Source organism: Salmonella sp. SAL00670, assembly GCF_046552235.1.
GTDB lineage: Bacteria > Pseudomonadota > Gammaproteobacteria > Enterobacterales > Enterobacteriaceae > Salmonella > Salmonella enterica.
Map to the genome: position 1 here is coordinate 34,747 of NZ_JBGDUO010000003.1, position 22,498 is coordinate 57,244.

The window sequence follows — 22,498 nt, forward strand, 5'->3', positions numbered from 1 at the left end:
TAAAGTGAAATTTACTCAACGCATCCAGATAATTCCACGCTACCGCCACAGCGCGTAAACCCTCGCACTGATTACAGATTCATTAATGTCACACGTTATGCGGTATTTCCGGACAACGATGATTGCCATATTTATTTTGTGAAGATAACTCATTCAGAACGCAACATTATGGGTCTGAATACCGCGCGGCATGATGTAAATATGCTGTCAGCATAAATCCGGTGCGTTACCGGCCCCAGTTTTTACCAACCCACTCTGTTGACTGATGTCCGGGCCGACGTCCGGTATCCTTATTCTTACCGCATCAGATAGCGGTACTCCTGTCGGGATATCCCAGCGTTGTTTCAGCGTCTGCTCCGCGAGCCAGACCTGCCTCACGCCGGTTCCCAGCATACGGGCCGTCATTTCCGGGCTACAGCCTGACAACAGTAATCCCAGCACCCGCCGTCCCTGTTTTGGCAGACGCTCTGACAGTAACCTGACCAGCGTGCGGCTGTTTATCTCCATCACCAGCTCCGGCACGCTCAACGCGCTTTTCATCTCCTCCTCGTAAGGCGATGTCTGTAGTGATGACCATATGGCAAGCTCAGCCATTCTGGCCAGAACCCTTACCGACATGGCGCGTTTAATCAGCCTCAGATGGCGGAAGTAACCTTCCACGCTGTCGTCAACCGGTAAAAACGCGTTACTGCTGCAAAAAACCACTGTCCGCGGATAACGCTGAAAAACCTGTTGCCACAGCAGAAGCTGGGTTGATGGCCGTCCGGCGGATATCACCATCGCGCCGGGCCACCGACGCAACCGATCCAGCAGCCCTTCTGGTGTCCTGAGACGAACGCAGTCCTCCACGCAAAGGCCACCGGTATCCGGAAACTGCGCAGGATTTTCGCCTGACTGACAAAACATAATCAGCCGGAGAGGCGGCAGTACTCTGGTTAACGTCTGCATATCAGTACGTCAGAACCTGATACAGGCTGAACAACGCTGCGACGGTGGAGACCGCCAGCAGGAGCAAAAATATTTTTGCGCCCATACTGTACCGGCACTTACTGGTCCCCCCCCTTCCGGTGGACATTTCCGCATATTCTTGCGTCATCAGATTGTTCTCCTCTGGCCATTGCCGACCCGGCACTGCGCCAGCAACGGCAGCTTCGTGTTGTGGAAACAACATGTCCGCACCCTTTCGTGGACCGGGAGCCATTCCATGTCTGTATGAAAAATGACGTCTGGCCCTATCTAAACACTGCTCTCTGACACCCTGTCCGGTTCTGCTTTTCGGCTGCACAGGCCGTCAGTCCCCCTGGTAGTACATGCTCCTGCCGCAGGGTAATTCTGCCCTGTGCGGAGTACAAAATGACAAATAGAAAACACAGTAATCTATTGATTTATATGTTGATTATGTAAATCAGCTTTCCCTGAACAGACTTCTCTGTGATTTAACAATATGATTCAAAAGGTAAAATAAAGGATTTAATTCTTTGATATGATAATTAATTAGTATTAAATATTATTTAATACGTTTTTTTAACACTAAAAATTAACATTTTGTGCAGGCAGGACAAAAATGATTACAGCATAGTGCTGGTTGGACCAGGTAAATTTTCCCTTAGTTTTTTTATTGTTATAGGGATAACTCCTTAATAAGCAAGAGATTACGATTGCATGACTCTTGTGTGGAAGGGGTAAATCTGAGAGGATGATGAAAGCGCGAAGCGGACTTAACTTTTTGAATCAGAACGTACGGTTATACTCGACGTTTTTTTCGCCATATTCCATGAAAACGCCCGGCGTTACTTGCGGTGTATCTTACGGTGTGCTGGATGTTCCTGTGCCCCAGATAGTCCTGTATGAGTCGTGTATCAATCCCTTTGTCAGCAAGGGCGTAGCCGCAGGCATGTCGCAGCATATGAGGATGTGGCGCTATCGTTAATTCGGCCAACCGCCCTGCCTCACGAAGTATGTAAAAAAATTGTTGTCTGCTGAGCGGATGCCGTCGCAGCGACAGGAACAGCCAGTCTCCGTCAGCCCCTTTCTCAAGATACTTCCTGGCCCTGAGCCAGCTTTTCAGTACGTTATACTCATCGGGAAGGAGGGGGTGACACGTTGAAAAGCCATTTTTGAGGCGCCGGATATAAAGCTGTCTTCCTGCAAGATCAATATCCGACAAGCGCAGCCCCAGCAGCTCACTGGCCCGGAAGCCATGAATAAACGCCATCAGGATTAAGCAGCGGTTTCTTTCCGGGAAGGGCATTCTGTCGGTCGCTGACAGCAGTTTTTCAATCTCTTCTTGCGTAAGATATTTTCTTTTCACAAAACAAATCCATCATAACAAAATGAGTAATATACTAAAAAATCACTGATCAGATGAGTTTAATTTTCCTAAAAAAGTTGCTATGCGTAAACAGCTTAAAATCCATATAGCTGGCAATCTGGCACGCTATCCATGACGTGATAGTGAAACAGCGAATCAATCTGGCTTCAGTCTCCTGATAAGTCGTCATGACGAAGAATATAAATGCTAAAAATGAGGCTATCGTGAGGTAAATCAATCAGAAAGGGGTAATAAAGAGTCAGGTAGTTTACCCGCCCCGGAGGTTTGATTAGATGGCGATAGCTAACAATATCATAATGATTTTCAAAAACTCTGCTGCTAACAGCAATAAGCTCATCATACTGGCTATTACAGCATCACTTGGTTATTTTTAAAATAATATATTATAAGGGGATTTATATAGTATTGAATAAATCCCTCTTCCTGACATTAAGAGAACAGAACACGATAATTTTTAGCAGCCGTAATATAATAGCTTCAATCGTCGGGCTCTCAGGCAATAACGTGTATATTACGCGCATTGAACGCGGCGCGTAGCCTGCGAGCGAATGCAAGCGCATACTCGCCGTCGCCATGAATGCACACCGTTTGCGCCGTGACAGTCGTCCACACGCCAGTAACGCTTTTCACTCTCCCGGCTTGTACCATATCCAGCGTTTGCGCCAGCGCCTGCTCTTCATCGTGAATCAGCGCGCCAGGTTGCATGCGCGGCACCAGGCTACCGTCGGCCTGATAGCCGCGATCGGCAAACACCTCCTGCCGCGTCACCAGGCGATGGCGCTCACCGGCCCGGATCAGCTCACTTCCCGCCAGTCCAACCAGTATCAGTGACGGATCATAGTCGTGTACCGCTTTCGCAATCGCCTGTGCCAGATGAGGATCTTTCGCCGCCTGGTTATAGAGCATACCGTGCGGTTTGACATGGCGCATCACGCCGCCTTGCGCCTGGACAATCGCCCCCAGCGCGCCGATTTGGTACAGCGTCTGGGCGTATACCGTTTCCGGCGGCAAAACCATCGCCGTCCGCCCAAAATTATCCCGATCCGGAAAGCTGGGATGCGCGCCGATCGCCACGCCGTTTTTCAGCGCCTCGCGCACACAGGTCAGCATGGTTTGCGCATCACCGGCGTGAAAACCACAGGCGATATTGGCGGAGGAGACCAGCGTTAATAATTCGCTGTCGCTGGCGCAACCTTCGCCCACATCCGCATTTAAATCAATGTTCATGCTGAAGTCGCCAGGTAAGCTGTTCCAGATAGCGCTGACGCTCGCGGCGCGCGTTGAGCGCCTCTTCCAGCGAACATTGCACAAAATGGATCGGTTGTCCTAGCGGGATCTGCGCCAGATGGTACATATCTGCCTCGATGATGCAGGCAATGCGCGGATAGCCGCCAGTTGTCTGGGCATCATTCATTAACACAATAGGTTGGCCGTTGTAAGGCACCTGCACGACACCGGGCAGCAAACCGTGCGACAGCAGTTCGCGATCCGTTGTCCGCGTTAACGATTGTCCCTGCAAACGATAGCCCATGCGATTACTTTGCGGACTGAGCTGCCACGGCGAACGCCAGAACGCTTCTTGCGAGGCGCGATCGAACTCACGGTATTCCGGCCCCGGTAGCGCACGGATGCGATTCCCCCACAGTAACTGCTTCACGCCCTGCGGCCCGCTAAACTGTCGCGATGGTTTACCCGTCGCCAGCCGATCGCCATCTTTTAGCAGCCGTCCTTCCAGCCCACCGATGCCGGACTTCAGATCGGTACTACACGATCCCATCACCTCCGGCACAGCAATACCGCCCGCCACCGCCAGATAGCTACGCATCCCGTGAAGCGGTCGATGCAGCGTAAGACGCTGACCCGCTTTTACCGGCAATCGCCAGCCGGTCCAGACCGGTTGATCATCCAACTGCGCCTCGCAGCCTGCGCCGGTAAGAGCGAACCAGGTCTCATTTTCAAATTCGACAACCAGTTGACCGAGAGTGATTTCCAGCGCCGGGGCATTCGCATCGTTCCCGACCAGGAGATTAGCGGTCTGAAAGGCGGGTTTATCCAGCGCACCGCAGTGACTCAGCCCCGACTGACGAAAGCCGTGACGCCCGCTATCCTGCACGGAGGTATAAATCCCCGCGCGAATAATATTCAGCATATTCCCTCCTTTTGCGGCACAAAGCGTACGCTATCGCCAGGGCGTAGCAGAACCGGGGGCTCCCGCATCGGATCGAATAACTTCAACGGCGTGAGGCCGATCAGCTGCCAGCCGCCCGGCGTGGATAATGGATAAATACCCGTCTGCGCGCCGCCGATGCCGACAGAACCGGCCGGAACCTGCAGGCGCGGCTCCGCGCGTCTGGGCATATGGAGCGGTTCTGGTAAATTCCCAAGATAGGGAAAGCCAGGCTGAAAGCCTAAAAACCAGACGACATACTCAACGGAGGCATGTAGCTCCACGACCTGCTTTTCACTCAAACCGCTGTGCCGTGCCACCGCCGCCAGATCCGGCCCGCCTGCGCCGCCATAGATCACCGGGATCTCAACCGAACGCGAGTCCGGCTCCAGCGCCTCGCTCTCTTCCCACCAGCGCTGCAGACGCTCAATCGCATCCAGCGCCAGGGTTTGCGGTTCCCGCAAGATCACGGTGATATTGTTCATCCCGGGAATGGCTTCCACCACGTTCGGCATATCGACCAGACGCTGCGTCAGACGCCAGATGCGTTTCTGGCTCGCCAGCGTAATCGGCGGTTCAAGTTCCAGGACGACTGCCGTTTCGCCTAACAGATAACAACGCGCTCGCTGCACTTTATTACCTCTCAGTTATGCCGGGTTAGGGATATCAATAAACGTCACATCCAACGCCGTGTTTTCGTTCAACCATTCGCTCAGGGCGCGAATACCGCCGCGTTCAGTGGCATGGTGCCCGGCGGCATAAAAATGCAGCCCCTGTTCGCGTGCGGAATGAATGGTCTGTTCAGACACCTCGCCGGTAATAAAAGCATCCACGCCGAAGCGGGCGGCGCTATCAATAAAACTTTGTCCGCCGCCGGTACACCAGGCGACACGCTGCACATTCTCTGGCCCGGTATCGCCGCACCATAGCGGTTTACGCCCCAGACGCGCTTCAATCCATGAGGCCAGTTCCAGCCCCGGCACCGGCATTGAGAGCTCTCCCCACGGCACCAGCGGCTCAATTTCTCCTTTCACGGTAATGCCCAATAGCGCCGCCAACTGCGCATTGTTGCCCAGCTCAGGGTGCGCATCCAGCGGCAGATGCCAACCGTAAAGGTTAATATCATTTGCCAGTAACGTTTTTAAGCGACGGCGTTTCATGCCGCGAATAACCGGAGACTCGCCTTTCCAGAAGTAACCATGATGAACAATGACCGCATCGGCCTGCAAACGCACCGCCTCATCGAGCAGCGCCTGACTTGCGGTCACGCCGGTAACGATTTTCTGTACCGTCTCTTTTCCTTCGACCTGTAAACCATTCGGCGCATAATCGCTTATTGCCGCACTGTTCAGCTTGTCGTTAATCAGTTGTTCCAGCTCGGTGTTTTTCATCATCGCTCCCTTTAACCCACGTTCTACTTTCCCGTTACGGGTTCAGCCTCCGTTAACATAGCCTCCCGTTAGCCGTTCGTCGATAAACATTTGTTTGACACATCAAGAAACAATCACCCCCGGGTTTGGCGCAAATTACTTAGCAAAACACGATCGATTTCATGTATATTTATGCAATCAGAACGCATATTGCAGAAAAAATCAGTTCTGTATCATGTTGGTAACTTTAAGGAAACACGGCGATGCGGCAGGCTTAATAAGCCCACAAAGAAAGGCATTATCTGAGATGCCCGCTTTCTTGCCGCAGTGCCTCTATCCCGGAAATACGATGAATAAACAAGCATCTCAACCCCGCGCTATTTACTACGTTGTCGCCCTGCAAATTTGGGAGTACTTCAGCTTTTATGGTATGCGCGCCCTACTGATTCTTTATCTCACCAATCAGCTAAAATACGACGATAACCACGCCTATGAGTTATTCAGCGCTTATTGTTCGCTGGTCTACGTAACGCCGATTCTTGGCGGCTATCTGGCGGATAAGGTGCTTGGCAACCGAATGGCAGTCATGCTGGGCGCATTTTTAATGGCTATAGGTCATTTAGTGCTGGGCGCCAGTGAGATCGCGCCGACATTCCTTTATCTGTCGCTGGCGATCATTGTCTGCGGCTACGGCCTGTTTAAATCGAATATTAGCTGCCTGCTGGGCGAACTGTACCAGCCGGAAGATCCGCGCCGCGACGGCGGGTTCTCGCTGCTTTACGCAGCGGGCAATATTGGTTCGATCGTGGCGCCTATCGCCTGCGGCTATGTGCAAGAGGAGTACAGTTGGGCGATGGGCTTTGCGCTCGCCGCCATTGGTATGCTTGCGGGGTTAGTGATCTTCCTGTGTGGAAATCGTCATTTCACCCACACCACCGGCGTGAATAAAGCCGTGTTGTGCGCCAGAAACTACCTGCTGCCGAACTGGGGCTGGCTGTTAATTTTGCTGGTAGCGGCGCCGTTGCTGATTACCGTTCTGTTCTGGAAAGAATGGTCTGTCTATGCCTTAATCGTGGCGACCGCGATCGGCCTGGTCGTGCTGGCAAAAATTTATCACCAGGCGCAAACGGCCAAACAGCGCAAAGAACTGGGGCTGATTGTCACCCTGACCCTGTTCAGTATGCTGTTCTGGGCGTTTGCCCAGCAGGGCGGCAGTTCTATCAGTCTGTATATCGACCGCTTTGTGAACCGCGATATTCTGGGCTATTCCGTTCCTACCGCCATGTTCCAGTCGGTGAACGCCTTTGCCGTGATGCTGTGTGGGGTCGTCCTGGCCTGGCTGGTTAAAGAGAGCGTAAGCGGTAATCGCACCGTGCGTATCTGGGGCAAATTCGCGCTGGGTCTCGGTCTGATGAGCGCCGGATTCTGTATTCTGACCCTGAGCGCACGCTGGTCCGCCGCTTACGGACACTCTTCAATGCCGCTAATGGTGCTGGGACTGGCGGTGATGGGCTTTGCCGAGCTGTTTATCGACCCGGTCGCCATGTCGCAAATTACGCGCATTGATATCCCCGGCGTCACCGGCGTATTAACCGGAATTTATATGCTGCTGTCCGGCGCGATAGCTAACTATCTGGCAGGCATCATCGCTGACCAGACCTCGCAAAGCGCCTTCGACGCCAGCGGCGCGGTTAATTACGCCATCAACGCCTATGTGGATGTTTTTGAACAGATCACCTGGGGCGCGTTAGCCTGCGTAGGGGTTGTCCTGCTGATTTGGCTGTATCAGTCCTTCAAATTCAAAAGCCGCGCGCTGGCCGTCGAATCCTGATAGCAGAAGGCCCGGTAGTTTGCGCTACCGGGCCTGTATCACGCCCCTTTTCTCGCCGCCTCATAGGCGGAAAGCGTCGCGATTCTCGCCTGTTTGTGTTCAACAATAGGCCGAGGATAATCAAGCACGACTCCCGCTTTTTCCGCCCACCGCCACGGCTCGTGAATCGCTTTTCCAGGGATATCGCGTAATGCCGGTAGCCACTGGCGGATAAATTCGCCGTCGCGATCGAACCTCTCTCCCTGAGTCGTGGGATTAAAAATACGAAAATAAGGCGCGGAGTCAGTACCGGTTGAGGCGGCCCACTGCCAGCCGCCATTATTGGCAGCAAGATCGCCGTCAATAAGCTGCGACATGAAATAGCGCTCCCCCAACCGCCAGTCAATCAACAGATCTTTTACCAGAAAGCTGGCGGTAATCATGCGTAAACGGTTATGCATCCAGCCCGTCGCGTTAAGCTGGCGCATCGCCGCGTCGACAATGGGATAACCGGTTTCGCCTTTCTGCCATGCCTGAAAATAGTGCGGGTTCTCCTGCCACGCGACGCGTTTTGTCCAGCGGATAAACGGCTGGTGTTTGCATAATGCCGGATACCAGGTCATTAAATGACGGTAAAATTCCCGCCAGATGAGCTCATTCAACCAGACGCTTCCCGGTCCGCCGTCCAGCGCCTGCGGCTGCTCCGCCAGTAATCGGTGCAGGCACTGTCGCGGCGACAGGCCACCCGTCGCCAGGCTGGCGGAAAGCCGACTGGTGCCGTCGACCGCAGGGAAATCCCGCCGTGACTCATACCCGTCTGCGCCCTGCGCGCAAAACTGACGTAGCTGCGCGATGACCACGTTTTCTTCCACCGGGAAAAGCGCGGCGTCAAACGCCTGTTGCGGGTAGTTAAGCGAGACTGGCGTTAAGGGTGTAGAAAGCGCGCCGCTTACCCGGATCTTCGGGGCCGGAACGCACGGCGGGATATCCTCTTTTAGCCGTTTCAACCAGGCGTTTTTAAACGGCGTAAAAACTTTATACATTTCATGATTGCCGGTCATCACCGCGCCGGGCGCCAGAATCACGCTATCGTCAAAGCCTTCGCAGATGACAGAGGGCAGCGTTTTTTCCACCGCCGCATCACGCTGACGCTCGTTAAACTCATACTGATAGTTATAAAACAGATGGCTGACGTCATGCTGTCGGCAAACGTTTTTGACCGTTTCAATACTGGCGTTAAAATCCGCCACTTCATGAAACAGCAGCGGAATGCCTTTCTCTGCAAGGGCCGTCTGTAGCGCATTGAGCTGCGCGCTGATGAATGCCGCCTGCCGCGGCGCCATATCATGGGCCTGCCACTGCGCGGGGGTGGAAATATAAAGCGCCAGCACCCGCGCGGATGCATCGCGGCAGGCGGCGGCCAGCGCAAGGTTATCCTGTAAACGCAGATCGCGCCTGAACCAGACTAAATGGGTGGGCATACAACTCCTGAAAGATGAAACGTCACGGCGAATAGCGTTAAACAGTGTAGACCCTGGCGCATAAAAAAACCGCCAGCGTGGCGGCTGACGGTTTTTCAGGCTGGTCGCGATTAATAAAAGTCGCAGGTGGCTTTTTCAGCCTGCGCCATCCATACCGGTTTATCACTGGTTTTCGACCAGACACGGTGCAGATAACTATAAAAACGCGCGCGGTCTTTCCAGAAGAGCATCACCGGCAACGCCAGCACGCCTGCGATCACCGCGAAAGCACGACGGGCAAAAATGACATGCGCCGGATAGTCTTTATAGTGTTCCATACATTTCCCCCCTTTATACCGACGCTACCCGCCCCGGTATAGATTGAATCGGTGAATAGCACCGAAAAATTGAACCTCGTTACCTGATTAAAATAGTACCGCTTTCGGTGTAATTTTACTACTCATCCGACCACTTATTTTCACGCTTTTCCAGCAGATTTACATTCAAAGCGTAAATTAGTTACAAAAAGGTTAAATTAATACTAATCATTAGTTAAATAATGGTCTTTGCCATTTTTATACTTTTTTTACACTCCGCCCGCCAATTTTTGCGAAATCTTTGCAGCCAAAAAATTACCTTTCTCAGGAGTAAAACAATGCCACTGGAGGTGCTCTGTGAGTGCAGGCGTGATAACCGGCATCGTGCTGGTTTTCTTACTTTTAGGTTATCTGGTCTATGCCCTGATTAATGCGGAGGCGTTCTGATGGCCGCGCAAGGATTTTTACTGATCGCCAGTTTTTTACTGATTTTATTGGTACTGGCGAAACCGTTGGGTTCGGGCCTGGCAAGGCTCATCGCCGCCGTTCCGTTGCCGGGCGTGGCTGGCGTTGAGCGTATCCTCTGGCGGACTCTTGGCATTACCGACCACGAAATGAACTGGCGTCAGTATTTACTGGCGCTACTGACGCTCAATCTGCTGGGACTGGGCATCCTGTTTTGCCTGCTATTCTGGCAGGAGTGGCTGCCCTTAAATCCGCAGCGGCTACCGGGGCTGTCCTGGGATCTGGCGCTGAATACCGCCGTCAGCTTTGTCACCAATACCAACTGGCAAGCCTACAGCGGCGAAAGCACGCTGAGCTACTTTAGCCAGATGGCCGGGCTGACGGTGCAAAATTTCCTGTCGGCGGCGACCGGGATTGCGGTGGTTTTTGCGCTTATCCGCGCCTTTACGCGCCAGAATGTGCACACGCTGGGTAATGCCTGGCAGGATCTGGTACGCATTACGCTATGGATATTATTTCCTGTCGCGTTAATTATCGCGCTGTTTTTTATCCAACAAGGCGTACCGCAAAACCTGTCGGCTTATCAGCCCATCACCACCCTTGAAGGCGCTAAACAACTCTTGCCGATGGGGCCGGTTGCTTCGCAGGAGGCGATCAAAATGCTTGGCACCAACGGCGGCGGTTTCTTTAACGCCAACTCTTCGCATCCGTTCGAAAATCCCACCGCGCTCACTAATCTGGCGCAGATGCTGGCGATATTTTTGATTCCAGCCGCGCTCTGTTTCGCCTTTGGCGAAGCGGCGGGCGATCGCCGTCAGGGACGCGCCCTACTGTGGGCAATGTCATTCATTTTTGTGGTCTGCGTAGCGGTAGTGATGTGGGCGGAAGTTCAGGGAAATCCACATCTGTTGGCGGCAGGCGCGGACAGTAGCGTCAACATGGAAGGTAAAGAGGCACGCTTTGGCGTGCTGGCCAGCAGCCTGTTTGCCGTCGTCACGACCGCGGCGTCCTGCGGGGCGGTAAATGCCATGCACGACTCGTTTACCGCTCTGGGCGGTATGGTGCCGATGTGGCTGATGCAAATTGGCGAAGTGGTCTTTGGCGGCGTCGGTTCAGGGCTGTACGGCATGTTGCTGTTTGTCCTGCTGGCGGTGTTTATCGCGGGGCTGATGATCGGTCGCACGCCGGAGTATCTGGGGAAAAAAATCGACGTGCGCGAAATGAAAATGACCGCGCTGGCGATTCTGGTCACGCCGATGCTGGTCTTGTTGGGTTCGGCGCTGGCGATGATGACGGATGCCGGACGCAGCGCAATGCTGAACCCTGGCCCGCACGGTTTTAGCGAAGTGCTATATGCCGTCTCCTCTGCCGCCAACAACAACGGTAGCGCCTTTGCAGGTCTGAGCGCTAACTCGCCTTTCTGGAACTGTTTGCTGGCGTTCTGCATGTTCGTCGGACGTTTCGGCGTGATTATTCCTGTCATGGCCATCGCCGGATCGCTGGTCAGTAAAAAAGTACAGCCGGCCAGTCAGGGAACGCTGGCGACCCACGGCGCGCTATTTATTGGACTGCTCATCGGCACGGTACTGCTGGTCGGCGCGCTGACGTTTATTCCTGCCTTGGCGCTTGGCCCGGTAGCGGAACATTTCTCTTTACCTTGAGCGATGCGGAGTACATTGATATGAGTCGCAAGCAACTGGCGCTGTTTGAACCTGTTTTACTCGTACAGGCGCTAACGGATGCCGTAAAAAAATTAAGCCCACGCGCCCAGTGGCGTAACCCGGTGATGTTTGTGGTCTGGGCCGGCAGCGTGCTAACCACTCTGTTAACGCTCGCTATGGTAACAGGACAAATAGCGGGAAGCGCCTTGTTTACAGGGGTGATCAGCCTGTGGTTATGGTTCACCGTACTGTTCGCCAATTTTGCCGAAGCGCTGGCGGAAGGCCGCAGCAAAGCCCAGGCAAACAGTCTGAAAGGGGTGAAAAAGACCGCGTTCGCTCGCCGTCTGCGCGCCCCGCGCCATGATGCGCAGGCCGATAACGTGCCCGCCGCTGAACTGCGGAAAGGCGACATTGTCCTGGTCAAAGCGGGCGATATTATTCCCTGCGACGGCGAGGTCATCGAAGGCGGCGCCTCGGTGGATGAAAGTGCGATTACCGGCGAATCCGCGCCCGTGATCCGCGAGTCCGGCGGCGATTTCGCCTCTGTCACCGGCGGCACGCGAATTCTTTCCGACTGGCTGGTGATTGCCTGTAGCGTCAATCCTGGCGAAACCTTTCTTGATCGGATGATCGCGATGGTGGAAGGCGCGCAGCGGCGGAAAACGCCTAACGAGATTGCCCTGACGATTTTGCTCATCGCCCTGACCATTGTCTTTTTACTGGCGACCGCCACCCTGTGGCCCTTCTCCGCCTGGGGCGGTAACGCGGTCAGCGTCACCGTGTTGGTGGCGTTGCTGGTGTGCCTGATCCCCACCACCATCGGCGGGCTACTCTCCGCCATTGGCGTAGCCGGAATGAGCCGAATGTTGGGCGCGAACGTCATCGCCACCAGCGGCCGCGCCGTAGAAGCCGCGGGCGATGTCGACGTGTTACTGCTGGATAAAACCGGCACTATCACGCTCGGCAACCGCCAGGCGTCCGATTTTATACCCGCCCGAGGGGTGGACGAACGCACGCTGGCTGACGCCGCGCAGCTCGCTTCGCTGGCCGACGAAACGCCGGAAGGCCGCAGCATTGTGATCCTCGCCAAACAGCGCTTTAACCTGCGTGAACGCGATGTGCAGTCGCTTCATGCCACCTTTGTTCCGTTTACCGCGCAAAGCCGCATGAGCGGGATTAATATCGATAACCGGATGATCCGTAAAGGCTCGGTGGACGCGATTCGGCGTCATGTCGAGAGCAATGGCGGCCATTTTCCCGCCGATGTCGAGCAAAACGTCGAGAACGTGGCGCGTCTGGGCGCGACGCTGCTGGTAGTCGTGGAAGGCGCGCGCGTACTGGGTGTTATCGCCCTCAAGGATATCGTTAAAGGCGGCATTAAAGAACGTTTCGCCCAGCTACGAAAGATGGGCATTAAAACGGTGATGATCACTGGCGATAACCGCCTGACGGCGGCAGCGATTGCCGCCGAAGCCGGTGTGGACGATTTTCTTGCCGAAGCCACGCCGGAAGCCAAGCTGGCGCTGATCCGTCAATATCAGGCGGAAGGACGGCTGGTCGCCATGACCGGCGACGGCACTAACGATGCCCCGGCGCTGGCGCAGGCTGACGTCGCGGTGGCGATGAACTCCGGCACCCAGGCGGCGAAAGAAGCCGGTAATATGGTGGATCTGGACTCTAACCCGACCAAGTTGATTGAAGTGGTGCATATCGGTAAGCAGATGCTGATGACGCGCGGCTCGCTCACCACCTTCAGTATCGCGAATGATGTAGCGAAATATTTCGCCATTATTCCCGCCGCGTTTGCCGCTACCTATCCGCAGCTAAACGCGCTCAACGTGATGGGGCTGCATTCGCCGAACTCCGCCATTCTGAGCGCGGTGATCTTTAACGCCCTGATTATTATTTTTCTGATCCCGCTGGCATTAAAAGGCGTGAGTTATAAGCCGCTTTCCGCATCGGCCATGCTGCGCCGTAATTTATGGATCTATGGTCTGGGTGGTCTGGTGGTGCCGTTTATTGGCATCAAAGTGATTGATGTGCTGCTGACCCTGCTGGGTCTGGCGTGAGGTGTATGATGATCGGTTTACGTCCTGCTTTTTCGACAATGTTATTTCTGCTGTTATTGACCGGCGGCGTGTATCCGCTTCTGACCACGGCGCTGGGGCAGTGGTGGTTTCCCTGGCAGGCTAATGGCTCGCTGATTCATAAAGACAATGTGATACGCGGCTCAGCGCTTATCGGACAATCGTTTACCGCCGCGGGCTATTTTCATGGCCGGCCCTCCGCCACCGCCGATACGCCTTATAATCCACTGGCGTCGGGCGGAAGCAACCTGGCCGCCAGCAATCCCGAACTGGATGCGCAAATACAGTCCCGCGTCGCCGCGCTACGCGCCGCTAACCCCCAGGCGAGTTCCGCGGTTCCGGTTGAGCTGGCGACGGCCTCGGCAAGCGGGCTGGATAATAATCTGACGCCCGGCGCCGCGGCATGGCAAATCCCCCGCGTGGCGGCGGCTCGCCAGCTTCCCGTTGAACAGGTCGCGCAACTGGTTGCAGAATATACGCACAGGCCGCTGGCGCGCTTTCTTGGGCAACCGGTGGTGAATATTGTTGAGCTTAATCTGGCGCTGGATGCGCTACAGGGACACAGAGCGAAATGAACGACGAACCCTTGCGTCCTGATCCGGATCGCTTGTTGGAACAAACGCCCCCGCCCCACCGGGGGAAGTTGAAAATTTTCTTCGGCGCCTGCGCAGGCGTCGGAAAAACCTGGGCGATGCTGGCGCAAGCGCAGCGGCTGCGAGCGCAGGGGTTGGATGTGGTGATCGGCGTGGTAGAGACGCACGGCCGTGAAGAGACCGCCGCGCTACTTGACGGGCTGACCATTCTGCCGCCAAAACGTCACTCGCACCGGGGGCGGCAAATTCGCGAATTTGACCTGGATGCCGCCCTCGCCCGGCGTCCGGCGCTGATTTTAATGGATGAGCTGGCGCACAGTAACGCGCCTGGCTCACGCCATCCTAAGCGCTGGCAGGATATTGAAGAGCTGCTGGAAGCGGGAATCGACGTTTTCACCACCGTGAACGTACAACATCTGGAAAGTCTGAACGATGTGGTGAGCGGCGTCACGGGGATTCAGGTGCGCGAAACCGTCCCCGATCCCTTTTTTGATGCCGCTGATGAAGTCGTACTGGTCGATCTGCCGCCCGACGATCTGCGCCAACGGCTCAACGAAGGTAAAGTGTATATCGCCGGCCAGGCGGAACGCGCTATTGAACATTTTTTCCGCAAGGGCAATCTGATCGCCCTCCGCGAGCTGGCGCTACGCCGGACAGCCGATCGCGTGGACGATCAGATGCGCGCCTGGCGCGCGCATCCGGGCGAAGAAAAAGTATGGCATACCCGCGATGCTATTTTACTGTGTATCGGGCATAACACCGGCAGCGAAAAACTGGTGCGTACCGCGGCGCGTCTGGCCTCCCGGCTCGGCAGCGTCTGGCACGCCGTCTATGTCGAAACGCCAACGTTACACCGCTTACCGGAAAAGCAACGACGGGCCATTTTAAGCGCGCTGCGCCTGGCGCAGGAGCTTGGCGCGGAAACCGCCACCCTGTCCGATCCCGCCGAAGAGAAAGCGGTCGTGCGCTATGCCCGCGAACATAATCTGGGGAAAATCGTCATGGGCCGCCCGGCGTCGCGACGCTGGTGGCGACGTGACGCTTTCGCCGACCGTCTTGCCAGGCGCGCGCCGGATCTCGATCAGGTGATCGTCGCGCTGGAAGAACCGCCTGCCCGCGCGTTGGCGCAAACGCCTGATAACCGACCTTTTAAAGAGAAATGGCGTGGACAGATTCAGGGCTGTCTGGTCGCCGTGGCGCTTTGCGCCATCACCACGCTTATCGCTATGCAGTGGCTTGTCACCTTCGACGCCGCCAATCTGGTGATGCTCTATTTGCTGGGCGTAGTGGTGATTGCGCTGCTTTACGGACGCTGGCCGTCGGTGGTGGCGACGGTGATTAACGTGGCGAGTTTCGATCTCTTTTTTATCGCGCCACGCGGTACGCTCGCCGTTTCGGACGTGCAATATTTGCTGACCTTTGCCGTGATGCTGACGGTAGGTCTGGTGATTGGCAATCTTACTGCCGGGGTGCGCTATCAGGCGCGCGTCGCCCGTTATCGGGAACAGCGTACCCGTCATTTATATGAAATGTCTAAAGCGCTGGCCGTCGGGCGTAGCGAACATGATATCGCCGCGACCAGCGAGCGGTTTATCGCCTCGACGTTTCAGGCGCGCAGCCAAATTTTATTACCTGATACTAACGGTAAGTTGCTGCCTCTCACCCACCAGCAAGGCATGACGCCGTGGGACGACGCAATTGCGCGCTGGAGTTTTGATAAAGGCCAGCCTGCCGGCGCAGGCACCGATACCCTCCCTGGCGTGCCTTATCAAATCCTGCCGCTGAAAAGCGCCGATAAAACGTACGGTCTGGCTATCGTCGAACCGGGTAATTTGCGTCAGTTAATGGTGCCGGAGCAGCAACGCCTGCTGGAAACATTCACTCTGCTTGTCGCCAACGCGCTGGAACGACTGACGCTGACCGCCAGCGAAGAACAGGCGCGTCTCGCCAGCGAGCGAGAAAGTATTCGCAACGCTCTGCTGGCGGCGCTGTCGCATGATTTACGCACGCCACTGACGGTATTGTTCGGCCAGGCGGAAATTTTGACGCTGGATTTAGCCAGCGCAGGATCGCCCCACGCGCGTCAGGCCAGTGAAATCCGCCAGCATATTCTCAACACCACCCGGCTGGTGAATAATTTGCTGGATATGGCGCGTATTCAGTCCGGCGGGTTTAATCTTAAAAAAGAGTGGCTGACGCTGGAAGAGGTCGTCGGTAGCGCGTTACAGATGTTAGAGCCGGGTTTATTGCATCCGATTACATTGTCGCTGCCGCAACAGTTAACGCTTATCCATGTCGATGGCCCCTTATTTGAGCGTGTCCTGATCAACTTGCTGGAAAACGCCGTTAAGTACGCCGGGCCGCAGGCCAGTATCGGCATTGATGCTGCGGTTAAGGACGATCGTTTACAACTGGATGTCTGGGATAACGGGCCGGGTATTCCTGCGGGGCAAGAACAGAAGATTTTCGATAAGTTCGCCCGCGGCAACAAAGAGTCCGCCGTCCCCGGCGTGGGGCTGGGGCTGGCGATTTGCCATGCTATCGTAGAGGTACACGGCGGCACGCTTACCGCCTATAATCGACCGCAGGGCGGCGCCTGTTTCCGTGTGACGCTGCCGCAAGGAAAGCCACCTGCACTTGATGATTTTCATGAGGATATGTGACAAACGTTCTGATTGTTGAAGATGAACAGGCCATCCGCCGCTTTCTGCGCGCCGCGCTGGAAGGCGACGGCCTGCGCGTGTATGAAGCTGAAACATTACAACGTGGTTTACTGGAAGCCGCCACGCGAAAGCCCGATCTGATTATTCTCGATCTCGGCCTGCCGGACGGCGACGGAATCGATTTCATTCGCGACCTGCGTCAGTGGAGCGCAATACCGGTGATTGTCCTTTCCGCCCGCAGCGAAGAAAGCGATAAGATTGCCGCGCTTGACGCCGGAGCTGATGATTACCTGAGCAAGCCATTCGGCATTGGCGAGTTGCAGGCGCGTTTGCGTGTCGCGCTGCGACGGCACGCCGCCAGCCCTTGCGCCGATCCGATCGTCCGCTTTTCCGGCGTGACGGTCGATCTCGCCGCACGGTTGATCCACCGTGGCGACGAAGAAATCCATCTGACGCCGATTGAGTTCCGCCTGCTGGCGGTATTACTCAATAATGCTGGCAAGGTATTAACCCAACGGCAGTTATTAAACCAGGTCTGGGGCCCTAACGCCGTGGAGCATAGCCACTATTTGCGCATCTATATGGGACATTTACGCCAGAAACTGGAACAAGATCCCACCCGCCCACGCCATTTTATTACCGAAACCGGAATTGGCTATCGCTTTATGCCATGAATAGCTATTCATTATTTTTAAATAACTTCTAATTTTTATGTCATTTATTTTCGGCGTCGCGAATAATTATTTTCGCGGCGATATTATATTTTATGGAGAATATAAAAAACATATAATTAACATTTAAGAAACAATCCGTTATTTCACAGCACGATATGCATAATCGCCGACTAATTATTTTTCAAATGATCGTTTTTTGTTGATCTGGTTCACAGATTGCTGGCGCTTCCTGGATAAAATATCCATGCTTTCAATAAATCAATGAAAGGACCTCAAAATGGAAAATAATAATCGTTTTATGCCCCATATAAGGCGGACAACGCATATTATGATGTTTGCCCACCGTAATAGTTTCGACTTTCATTTCTTTAATGCCCGGTAGTTTTTCTGCTACGGGTACTTCAGCATACAGGTCTTTCCGACCCTTATGTCATTCAGGTCTATTGCCTAAATAACTCGAATTGTTAAAAGCGACAGTACGGTAATTCCTTTACGCCAAGCCAACTAACTATATGGTTTGACAGAAGAAACTCCGACTCAGCGCAATTTTAGTTATCGCGGTTTCTGCCTGTATATCGTAGTACTCAACTCCTTAAATCCTGAATTTCCTGCAACCGGACGGGTTGGGATTTATTACATCTAAAATAAAGCTAATTTACTGATTTTTTATCAGCGGGATAGCTTTGATTTTTTCCGGAAGAATCAGTTTCTCATGCGAGAAATTGAGGGCCTGCTATTACCTGAAATAAAGAGATGAAAAATGTCAGAATTAAAAATTGCCGTTAGCCGTCATTGCCCGGATTGTTTTTCTACACACCGTAATATTGTAAATGTTGATGAGAGTCGTTTCATCGACGTGGCTGCCATCGTGTTATCCATCGACGACATTGAACACGGAAAACTCGATGAAATCGACGCAACGGGTTACGGTATTCCCGTATTTGTCGCGACTCATGACGAAGGGCGCGTACCGCCTGAGTATTTGCCGCGTATCTCTGGTGTATTCGAATATAATGAATCCCGTACTGCCTTCTATGGTCGCCAGTTGGAAACCGCAGCAAGCCACTACGAAACGCAGTTACGTCCGCCGTTTTTCCGCGCGCTGGTGGATTATGTCAACCAGGGCAACAGCGCATTTGACTGCCCGGGGCATCAGGGCGGCGAATTCTTCCGCCGTCATCCTGCCGGTAATCAGTTCGTGGAATACTTTGGCGAAACGCTCTTCCGCTCCGACCTATGCAACGCGGACGTGGCGATGGGCGATCTGCTGATTCACGAAGGCGCGCCTTGCATTGCGCAGCAACATGCGGCGAAAGTCTTTAACGCCGATAAGACCTACTTTGTGCTGAACGGGACCTCCTCCTCTAACAAAGTCGTACTCAACGCGCTGTTAACGCCGGGCGATCTGGTACTGTTTGACCGTAACAACCACAAATCTAACCACCACGGCGCATTATTGCAGGCGGGCGCAACGCCAGTTTATCTGGAAACCGCGCGTAACCCGTATGGTTTTATCGGCGGGATCGACGCTCACTGCTTCGAAGAAGATTACCTGCGCGAGCTGATTAGCGAAGTCGCGCCGCAGCGTGCCCGCGAAGCACGTCCATTCCGTCTGGCCGTCATCCAGTTAGGCACCTACGACGGTACCATTTATAACGCCCGTCAGGTCGTCGATAAAATTGGTCACCTGTGCGACTACATCCTGTTTGACTCCGCCTGGGTCGGCTATGAACAATTTATTCCGATGATGGCCGATTGTTCGCCGCTGCTGCTGGAACTGAACGAAAACGATCCGGGTATTCTGGTGACGCAGTCCGTTCATAAACAACAAGCCGGTTTCTCCCAGACCTCGCAGATCCATAAAAAAGATAGCCATATCAAAGGGCAATCGCGCTACGTTCCGCATAAGCGCATGAACAACGCCTTTATGATGCATGCCTCCACCAGCCCGTTCTATCCGCTGTTCGCCGCGCTGGACGTTAACGCCAAAATGCACGAAGGCGTCAGCGGTCGCAATATGTGGATGGATTGCGTGGTTAACGGCATCGATGCCCGTAAATTGATCCTCGAAAACTGTCATCACATCCGTCCGTTCGTACCGGAACTGATTGATGGTAAGCCGTGGCAGTCATACCCGACGTCAGAGATCGCCAGCGATCTGCGCTTCTTCCACTTCGTTCCGGGAGAACACTGGCATGCGTTTGAAGGCTATGCCGAACATCAGTACTTTGTCGACCCTTGCAAACTGCTGCTCACCACACCGGGCATTAATGCAGCGAGCGGCGAATATGAAGACTTTGGCGTTCCTGCCACGATCCTCGCCAACTTCCTGCGCGAGAACGGCGTTGTGCCGGAAAAATGCGACCTCAACTCCATTCTGTTCCTGCTGACGCCGGCAGAAGACATGGCGAAGTTACAACAGCTTGTCGCCCTGCTGGCTCGTTTCGAAAAACTGCTGGAAGATGATGCGCCGTTAGCGGAAGTATTACCGTCCATCTACAAACAGCATGAAGCGCGTTATGCCGGCTATACCCTGCGTCAGCTTTGCCAGGAGATGCACGATCTCTATGCGCGGCACAACGTGAAACAACTGCAAAAAGAAATGTTCCGTAAATCGCATTTCCCGAAAGTCAGTATGAATCCGCAAGAGGCCAACTATGCCTATCTGCGCGGCGAGGTCGAACTGGTTCGCCTGCCGGAAGCGGAAGGTCGTATCGCGGCTGAAGGCGCTCTGCCTTACCCGCCGGGAGTGCTGTGTGTAGTTCCGGGTGAAATCTGGGGCGGTTCTGTCCTGCGTTACTTCAGCGCCCTGGAAGAAGGGATCAACCTGCTGCCGGGCTTTGCGCCTGAACTGCAGGGCGTTTATATCGAAGAACACGACGGCCGTAAGCAGGTCTGGTGCTACGTCATTAAACCTCGTGACGCGCAGCGCGCCCTGCTGAAGGAGGAAAAATTATGAGTAAACCTAAATCCAATAAAATGGGTGTCGTGCAGCTCACAATTCTGACTATGGTCAACATGATGGGCTCCGGGATCATCATGCTACCGACCAAACTGTCTGAAGTCGGCACGATATCCATTATCTCCTGGCTGGTCACCGCCGTCGGCTCGATGGCGCTGGCCTGGGCGTTTGCGAAATGCGGTATGTTTAGCCGTAAATCCGGCGGCATGGGCGGTTACGCCGAATATGCCTTCGGTAAATCCGGCAACTTTATGGCGAACTATACCTACGGCGTCTCGCTGCTGATAGCCAACGTGGCTATCGCCATCTCCGCTGTCGGCTATGGCACCGAACTGTTCGGCGCCGCGCTGACGCCGCTCCAGATCGGTCTGGCGACTATCGCCGTATTGTGGGTTTGTACTATCGCAAACTTTGGCGGCGCGCGTATTACCGGACAGATCAGTAGCGTTACCGTTTGGGGCGTCATCATTCCGGTTGTCGGCCTGTGCATCATTGGCTGGTTCTGGTTTAGCCCCAGCATGTACGTAGCGTCATGGAACCCGCACCATGTTCCGTTCTTTAGCGCGGTCGGTTCTTCCATCGCCATGACGTTGTGGGCATTTCTTGGACTGGAATCCGCCTGCGCCAACGCAGACGTGGTCGAGAATCCGGAAAAGAACGTCCCCATTGCGGTACTGGGCGGTACGCTGGGCGCGGCGGTCATCTATATCGTTTCGACTAACGTGATTGCCGGGATTGTGCCGAACATGGATCTGGCGAACTCCACGGCGCCGTTTGGTCTGGCGTTTGCACAGATGTTCACGCCTGCGGTAGGTAAAGTGATCATGGCGCTGATGGTAATGTCCTGCTGCGGCTCGCTGCTGGGCTGGCAGTTCACTATCGCTCAGGTCTTTAAATCCTCCGCTGACGAAGGCTATTTCCCGAAAGTCTTCTCTCGTGTAACGAAAGTCGACGCGCCGGTACAGGGGATGTTGATTATTGTGATTATTCAGACTGGCCTGTCGCTGATGACCATTAGCCCGTCGCTGAATAGTCAGTTTAACGTCCTGGTTAACCTGGCGGTGGTGACGAACATTATTCCGTATATTCTGTCGATGGCCGCGCTGGTTATCATTCAGAAAATGGCGAATGTGCCGTCATCAAAAGCGAAAGTCGCTAACTTCGTGGCCTTCGTTGGCGCCATGTATAGCTTCTACGCGCTATATTCCTCCGGTGAAGAAGCCATGCTGTACGGCTCAATTGTGACCTTCCTCGGCTGGACGTTATACGGCCTGGTCTCACCGCGTTTTGAATTGAAAAATAAACACGGCTGATGGCGCGCCCGGGCTGCGGTAACGGTAGTCCGGGCATTTTCACTCTTTGAATAAGATAATAGAAATGAGTAATCCAGAACGGGAAGTCACTGATATAGCAGAAATACTGGCTATTCTCAGTAAACACGAAGTGTGTCGGATAGGGTTTAACGACAATCTCTGTCCGTATGTTGTCCCCGTAAATTTTGGCTACGAGTATCAGAACGGACGCTGGATATTTTATTTTCACGGCGCACGCACCGGGAAAAAGATGCGTCTGTTACGTAAGAACCCGGCAGTATGCATTGAAATGGACGGCGACCATGCATTACTACGTGCCGATGACCCCTGTGATTATAGCTACGCCTACACCAGCGTTTTCGCCACCGGACTGGCATCGATATTGCAAACGCGCGAGGAGATGCGCCACGGCCTGGACGTCATTATGCGCCAGACCGATCCGGGAAAAACCTTCAGTTATCGGGAAGATATGATGAAAGCGGTTTGCGTGGTGCGTATCGAATGCGACGCCCTCACCTGCCGCCGACATCTGGCGACTCAGAGCGAATAAGTCAGATATCACAAGCGCCTTATCCGGCCTGGAGGCGATTTACAGGCCTGATAAGCGCAGCGCCGTTAATATAA

The 22,498-nt window shown here is 54.3% G+C and carries 21 protein-coding genes; 11 read left to right on the forward strand and 10 right to left on the reverse strand.

The features are described 5' to 3' along the window. Positions 1-207: 207 nt before the first annotated feature. From ACLJRS_RS11155 to ybgI, 8 genes are all read right to left on the reverse strand, one after another. Positions 208-948: a transport protein gene (locus tag ACLJRS_RS11155; protein WP_410957807.1), complete on the reverse strand. Its 741-nt coding sequence runs from the start codon at positions 946-948 to the stop codon at positions 208-210. Position 949: 1 nt separating this feature from the next. Next, complete coding sequence (locus tag ACLJRS_RS11160) at positions 950-1,285, reverse strand: membrane protein (protein WP_010988980.1); 336 nt, start codon at positions 1,283-1,285, stop codon at positions 950-952. A gap of 459 nt (positions 1,286-1,744) precedes the next feature. Continuing rightward, on the reverse strand, positions 1,745-2,311 hold the full coding sequence (locus ACLJRS_RS11165) for a tyrosine-type DNA invertase (RefSeq protein WP_000824704.1): 567 nt from the start codon (positions 2,309-2,311) through the stop codon (positions 1,745-1,747). A gap of 49 nt (positions 2,312-2,360) precedes the next feature. After that, on the reverse strand, positions 2,361-2,501 hold the full coding sequence (locus ACLJRS_RS11170; protein ID WP_001524618.1) for a hypothetical protein: 141 nt from the start codon (positions 2,499-2,501) through the stop codon (positions 2,361-2,363). Positions 2,502-2,824: 323 nt separating this feature from the next. Beyond that, complete coding sequence (gene pxpA / locus ACLJRS_RS11175) at positions 2,825-3,559, reverse strand: 5-oxoprolinase subunit PxpA (RefSeq protein ID WP_001017922.1); 735 nt, start codon at positions 3,557-3,559, stop codon at positions 2,825-2,827. Then, positions 3,549-4,481 (reverse strand): 5-oxoprolinase subunit PxpC, encoded by a 933-nt coding sequence (gene pxpC / locus ACLJRS_RS11180; RefSeq protein WP_000932044.1) that lies wholly within the window; start codon positions 4,479-4,481, stop codon positions 3,549-3,551. The genes pxpA and pxpC overlap by 11 nt, the downstream gene beginning before the upstream one ends. After that, positions 4,475-5,131, reverse strand: coding sequence for a 5-oxoprolinase subunit PxpB (gene pxpB / locus ACLJRS_RS11185; RefSeq protein WP_001188371.1), 657 nt, complete (start codon positions 5,129-5,131; stop codon positions 4,475-4,477). The genes pxpC and pxpB overlap by 7 nt, the downstream gene beginning before the upstream one ends. Before the next feature lie 15 nt (positions 5,132-5,146). After that, positions 5,147-5,890 (reverse strand): radiation resistance protein YbgI, encoded by a 744-nt coding sequence (gene ybgI / locus ACLJRS_RS11190; RefSeq protein WP_000798844.1) that lies wholly within the window; start codon positions 5,888-5,890, stop codon positions 5,147-5,149. Between the two features lie 328 nt (positions 5,891-6,218). Between ybgI and ACLJRS_RS11195 the strand changes: the two genes are divergently transcribed. Continuing rightward, on the forward strand, positions 6,219-7,700 hold the full coding sequence (locus ACLJRS_RS11195) for an MFS transporter (protein WP_001041121.1): 1,482 nt from the start codon (positions 6,219-6,221) through the stop codon (positions 7,698-7,700). A 38-nt stretch (positions 7,701-7,738) separates the two neighbouring features. Here the strand turns inward: ACLJRS_RS11195 and phrB are convergent, their stop codons facing one another. Further along, positions 7,739-9,160 carry a deoxyribodipyrimidine photo-lyase gene (gene phrB / locus ACLJRS_RS11200; protein WP_001142023.1) on the reverse strand — a complete coding sequence of 474 codons (1,422 nt, stop codon included), beginning with the start codon at positions 9,158-9,160 and terminating at the stop codon, positions 7,739-7,741. A 110-nt stretch (positions 9,161-9,270) separates the two neighbouring features. Next, a complete protein-coding gene (locus ACLJRS_RS11205; protein WP_000401433.1) occupies positions 9,271-9,477 on the reverse strand; it encodes a YbfA family protein in 207 nt (68 codons plus the stop codon). 336 nt (positions 9,478-9,813) lie between these two features. On the opposite strand from ACLJRS_RS11205, the gene kdpF reads away from it, so the two are divergent. From kdpF to ACLJRS_RS11255, 10 genes are all read left to right on the forward strand, one after another. Next, positions 9,814-9,903, forward strand: coding sequence for a K(+)-transporting ATPase subunit F (gene kdpF / locus ACLJRS_RS11210; protein ID WP_001670793.1), 90 nt, complete (start codon positions 9,814-9,816; stop codon positions 9,901-9,903). Beyond that, positions 9,903-11,582 carry a potassium-transporting ATPase subunit KdpA gene (kdpA, locus tag ACLJRS_RS11215; RefSeq protein WP_000730077.1) on the forward strand — a complete coding sequence of 560 codons (1,680 nt, stop codon included), beginning with the start codon at positions 9,903-9,905 and terminating at the stop codon, positions 11,580-11,582. The genes kdpF and kdpA overlap by 1 nt, the downstream gene beginning before the upstream one ends. 20 nt (positions 11,583-11,602) lie before the next feature. Then, entirely contained in the window at positions 11,603-13,651 is a 2,049-nt protein-coding gene (gene kdpB / locus ACLJRS_RS11220) for a potassium-transporting ATPase subunit KdpB (protein ID WP_410957808.1), read from the forward strand. Between the two features lie 8 nt (positions 13,652-13,659). Further along, complete coding sequence (gene kdpC, locus ACLJRS_RS11225; protein WP_001518103.1) at positions 13,660-14,244, forward strand: potassium-transporting ATPase subunit KdpC; 585 nt, start codon at positions 13,660-13,662, stop codon at positions 14,242-14,244. Beyond that, positions 14,241-16,925, forward strand: a complete 2,685-nt coding sequence (gene kdpD / locus ACLJRS_RS11230) for a two-component system sensor histidine kinase KdpD (RefSeq protein ID WP_000997472.1) — start codon at positions 14,241-14,243, stop codon at positions 16,923-16,925. The genes kdpC and kdpD overlap by 4 nt, the downstream gene beginning before the upstream one ends. Then, on the forward strand, positions 16,922-17,599 hold the full coding sequence (kdpE, locus tag ACLJRS_RS11235; protein ID WP_000186053.1) for a two-component system response regulator KdpE: 678 nt from the start codon (positions 16,922-16,924) through the stop codon (positions 17,597-17,599). Before kdpD ends, kdpE begins: the two co-directional genes overlap by 4 nt. Positions 17,600-17,876: 277 nt before the next feature. Next, entirely contained in the window at positions 17,877-17,981 is a 105-nt protein-coding gene (speFL, locus tag ACLJRS_RS11240; protein WP_015632840.1) for a leader peptide SpeFL, read from the forward strand. A gap of 378 nt (positions 17,982-18,359) precedes the next feature. Then, positions 18,360-20,558, forward strand: coding sequence for an ornithine decarboxylase SpeF (gene speF, locus ACLJRS_RS11245; protein WP_001292404.1), 2,199 nt, complete (start codon positions 18,360-18,362; stop codon positions 20,556-20,558). Further along, the gene (gene potE, locus ACLJRS_RS11250) at positions 20,555-21,874 is read left to right on the forward strand and encodes a putrescine-ornithine antiporter (protein ID WP_000042658.1); all 1,320 of its coding nucleotides are present in this window, start codon (positions 20,555-20,557) and stop codon (positions 21,872-21,874) included. Before speF ends, potE begins: the two co-directional genes overlap by 4 nt. A 64-nt stretch (positions 21,875-21,938) precedes the next feature. Then, positions 21,939-22,424, forward strand: coding sequence for a pyridoxamine 5'-phosphate oxidase family protein (locus ACLJRS_RS11255; protein ID WP_000070053.1), 486 nt, complete (start codon positions 21,939-21,941; stop codon positions 22,422-22,424). The last annotated feature ends 74 nt before the right edge of the window (positions 22,425-22,498 follow it).

Coding starts and splice junctions, on each gene's coding strand:
- ACLJRS_RS11155 (WP_410957807.1), bottom strand. CDS start 948: ATGCAGACGTTAACCAGAGTACTGCCGCCTCTCCGGCTGATTATGTTT.
- ACLJRS_RS11170 (WP_001524618.1), bottom strand. CDS start 2,501: ATGACGACTTATCAGGAGACTGAAGCCAGATTGATTCGCTGTTTCACT.
- pxpA (WP_001017922.1), bottom strand. CDS start 3,559: ATGAACATTGATTTAAATGCGGATGTGGGCGAAGGTTGCGCCAGCGAC.
- pxpC (WP_000932044.1), bottom strand. CDS start 4,481: ATGCTGAATATTATTCGCGCGGGGATTTATACCTCCGTGCAGGATAGC.
- ybgI (WP_000798844.1), bottom strand. CDS start 5,890: ATGAAAAACACCGAGCTGGAACAACTGATTAACGACAAGCTGAACAGT.
- ACLJRS_RS11195 (WP_001041121.1), top strand. CDS start 6,219: ATGAATAAACAAGCATCTCAACCCCGCGCTATTTACTACGTTGTCGCC.
- phrB (WP_001142023.1), bottom strand. CDS start 9,160: ATGCCCACCCATTTAGTCTGGTTCAGGCGCGATCTGCGTTTACAGGAT.
- ACLJRS_RS11205 (WP_000401433.1), bottom strand. CDS start 9,477: ATGGAACACTATAAAGACTATCCGGCGCATGTCATTTTTGCCCGTCGT.
- kdpA (WP_000730077.1), top strand. CDS start 9,903: ATGGCCGCGCAAGGATTTTTACTGATCGCCAGTTTTTTACTGATTTTA.
- kdpB (WP_410957808.1), top strand. CDS start 11,603: ATGAGTCGCAAGCAACTGGCGCTGTTTGAACCTGTTTTACTCGTACAG.
- kdpC (WP_001518103.1), top strand. CDS start 13,660: ATGATCGGTTTACGTCCTGCTTTTTCGACAATGTTATTTCTGCTGTTA.
- kdpD (WP_000997472.1), top strand. CDS start 14,241: ATGAACGACGAACCCTTGCGTCCTGATCCGGATCGCTTGTTGGAACAA.
- speFL (WP_015632840.1), top strand. CDS start 17,877: ATGGAAAATAATAATCGTTTTATGCCCCATATAAGGCGGACAACGCAT.
- speF (WP_001292404.1), top strand. CDS start 18,360: ATGTCAGAATTAAAAATTGCCGTTAGCCGTCATTGCCCGGATTGTTTT.
- potE (WP_000042658.1), top strand. CDS start 20,555: ATGAGTAAACCTAAATCCAATAAAATGGGTGTCGTGCAGCTCACAATT.
- ACLJRS_RS11255 (WP_000070053.1), top strand. CDS start 21,939: ATGAGTAATCCAGAACGGGAAGTCACTGATATAGCAGAAATACTGGCT.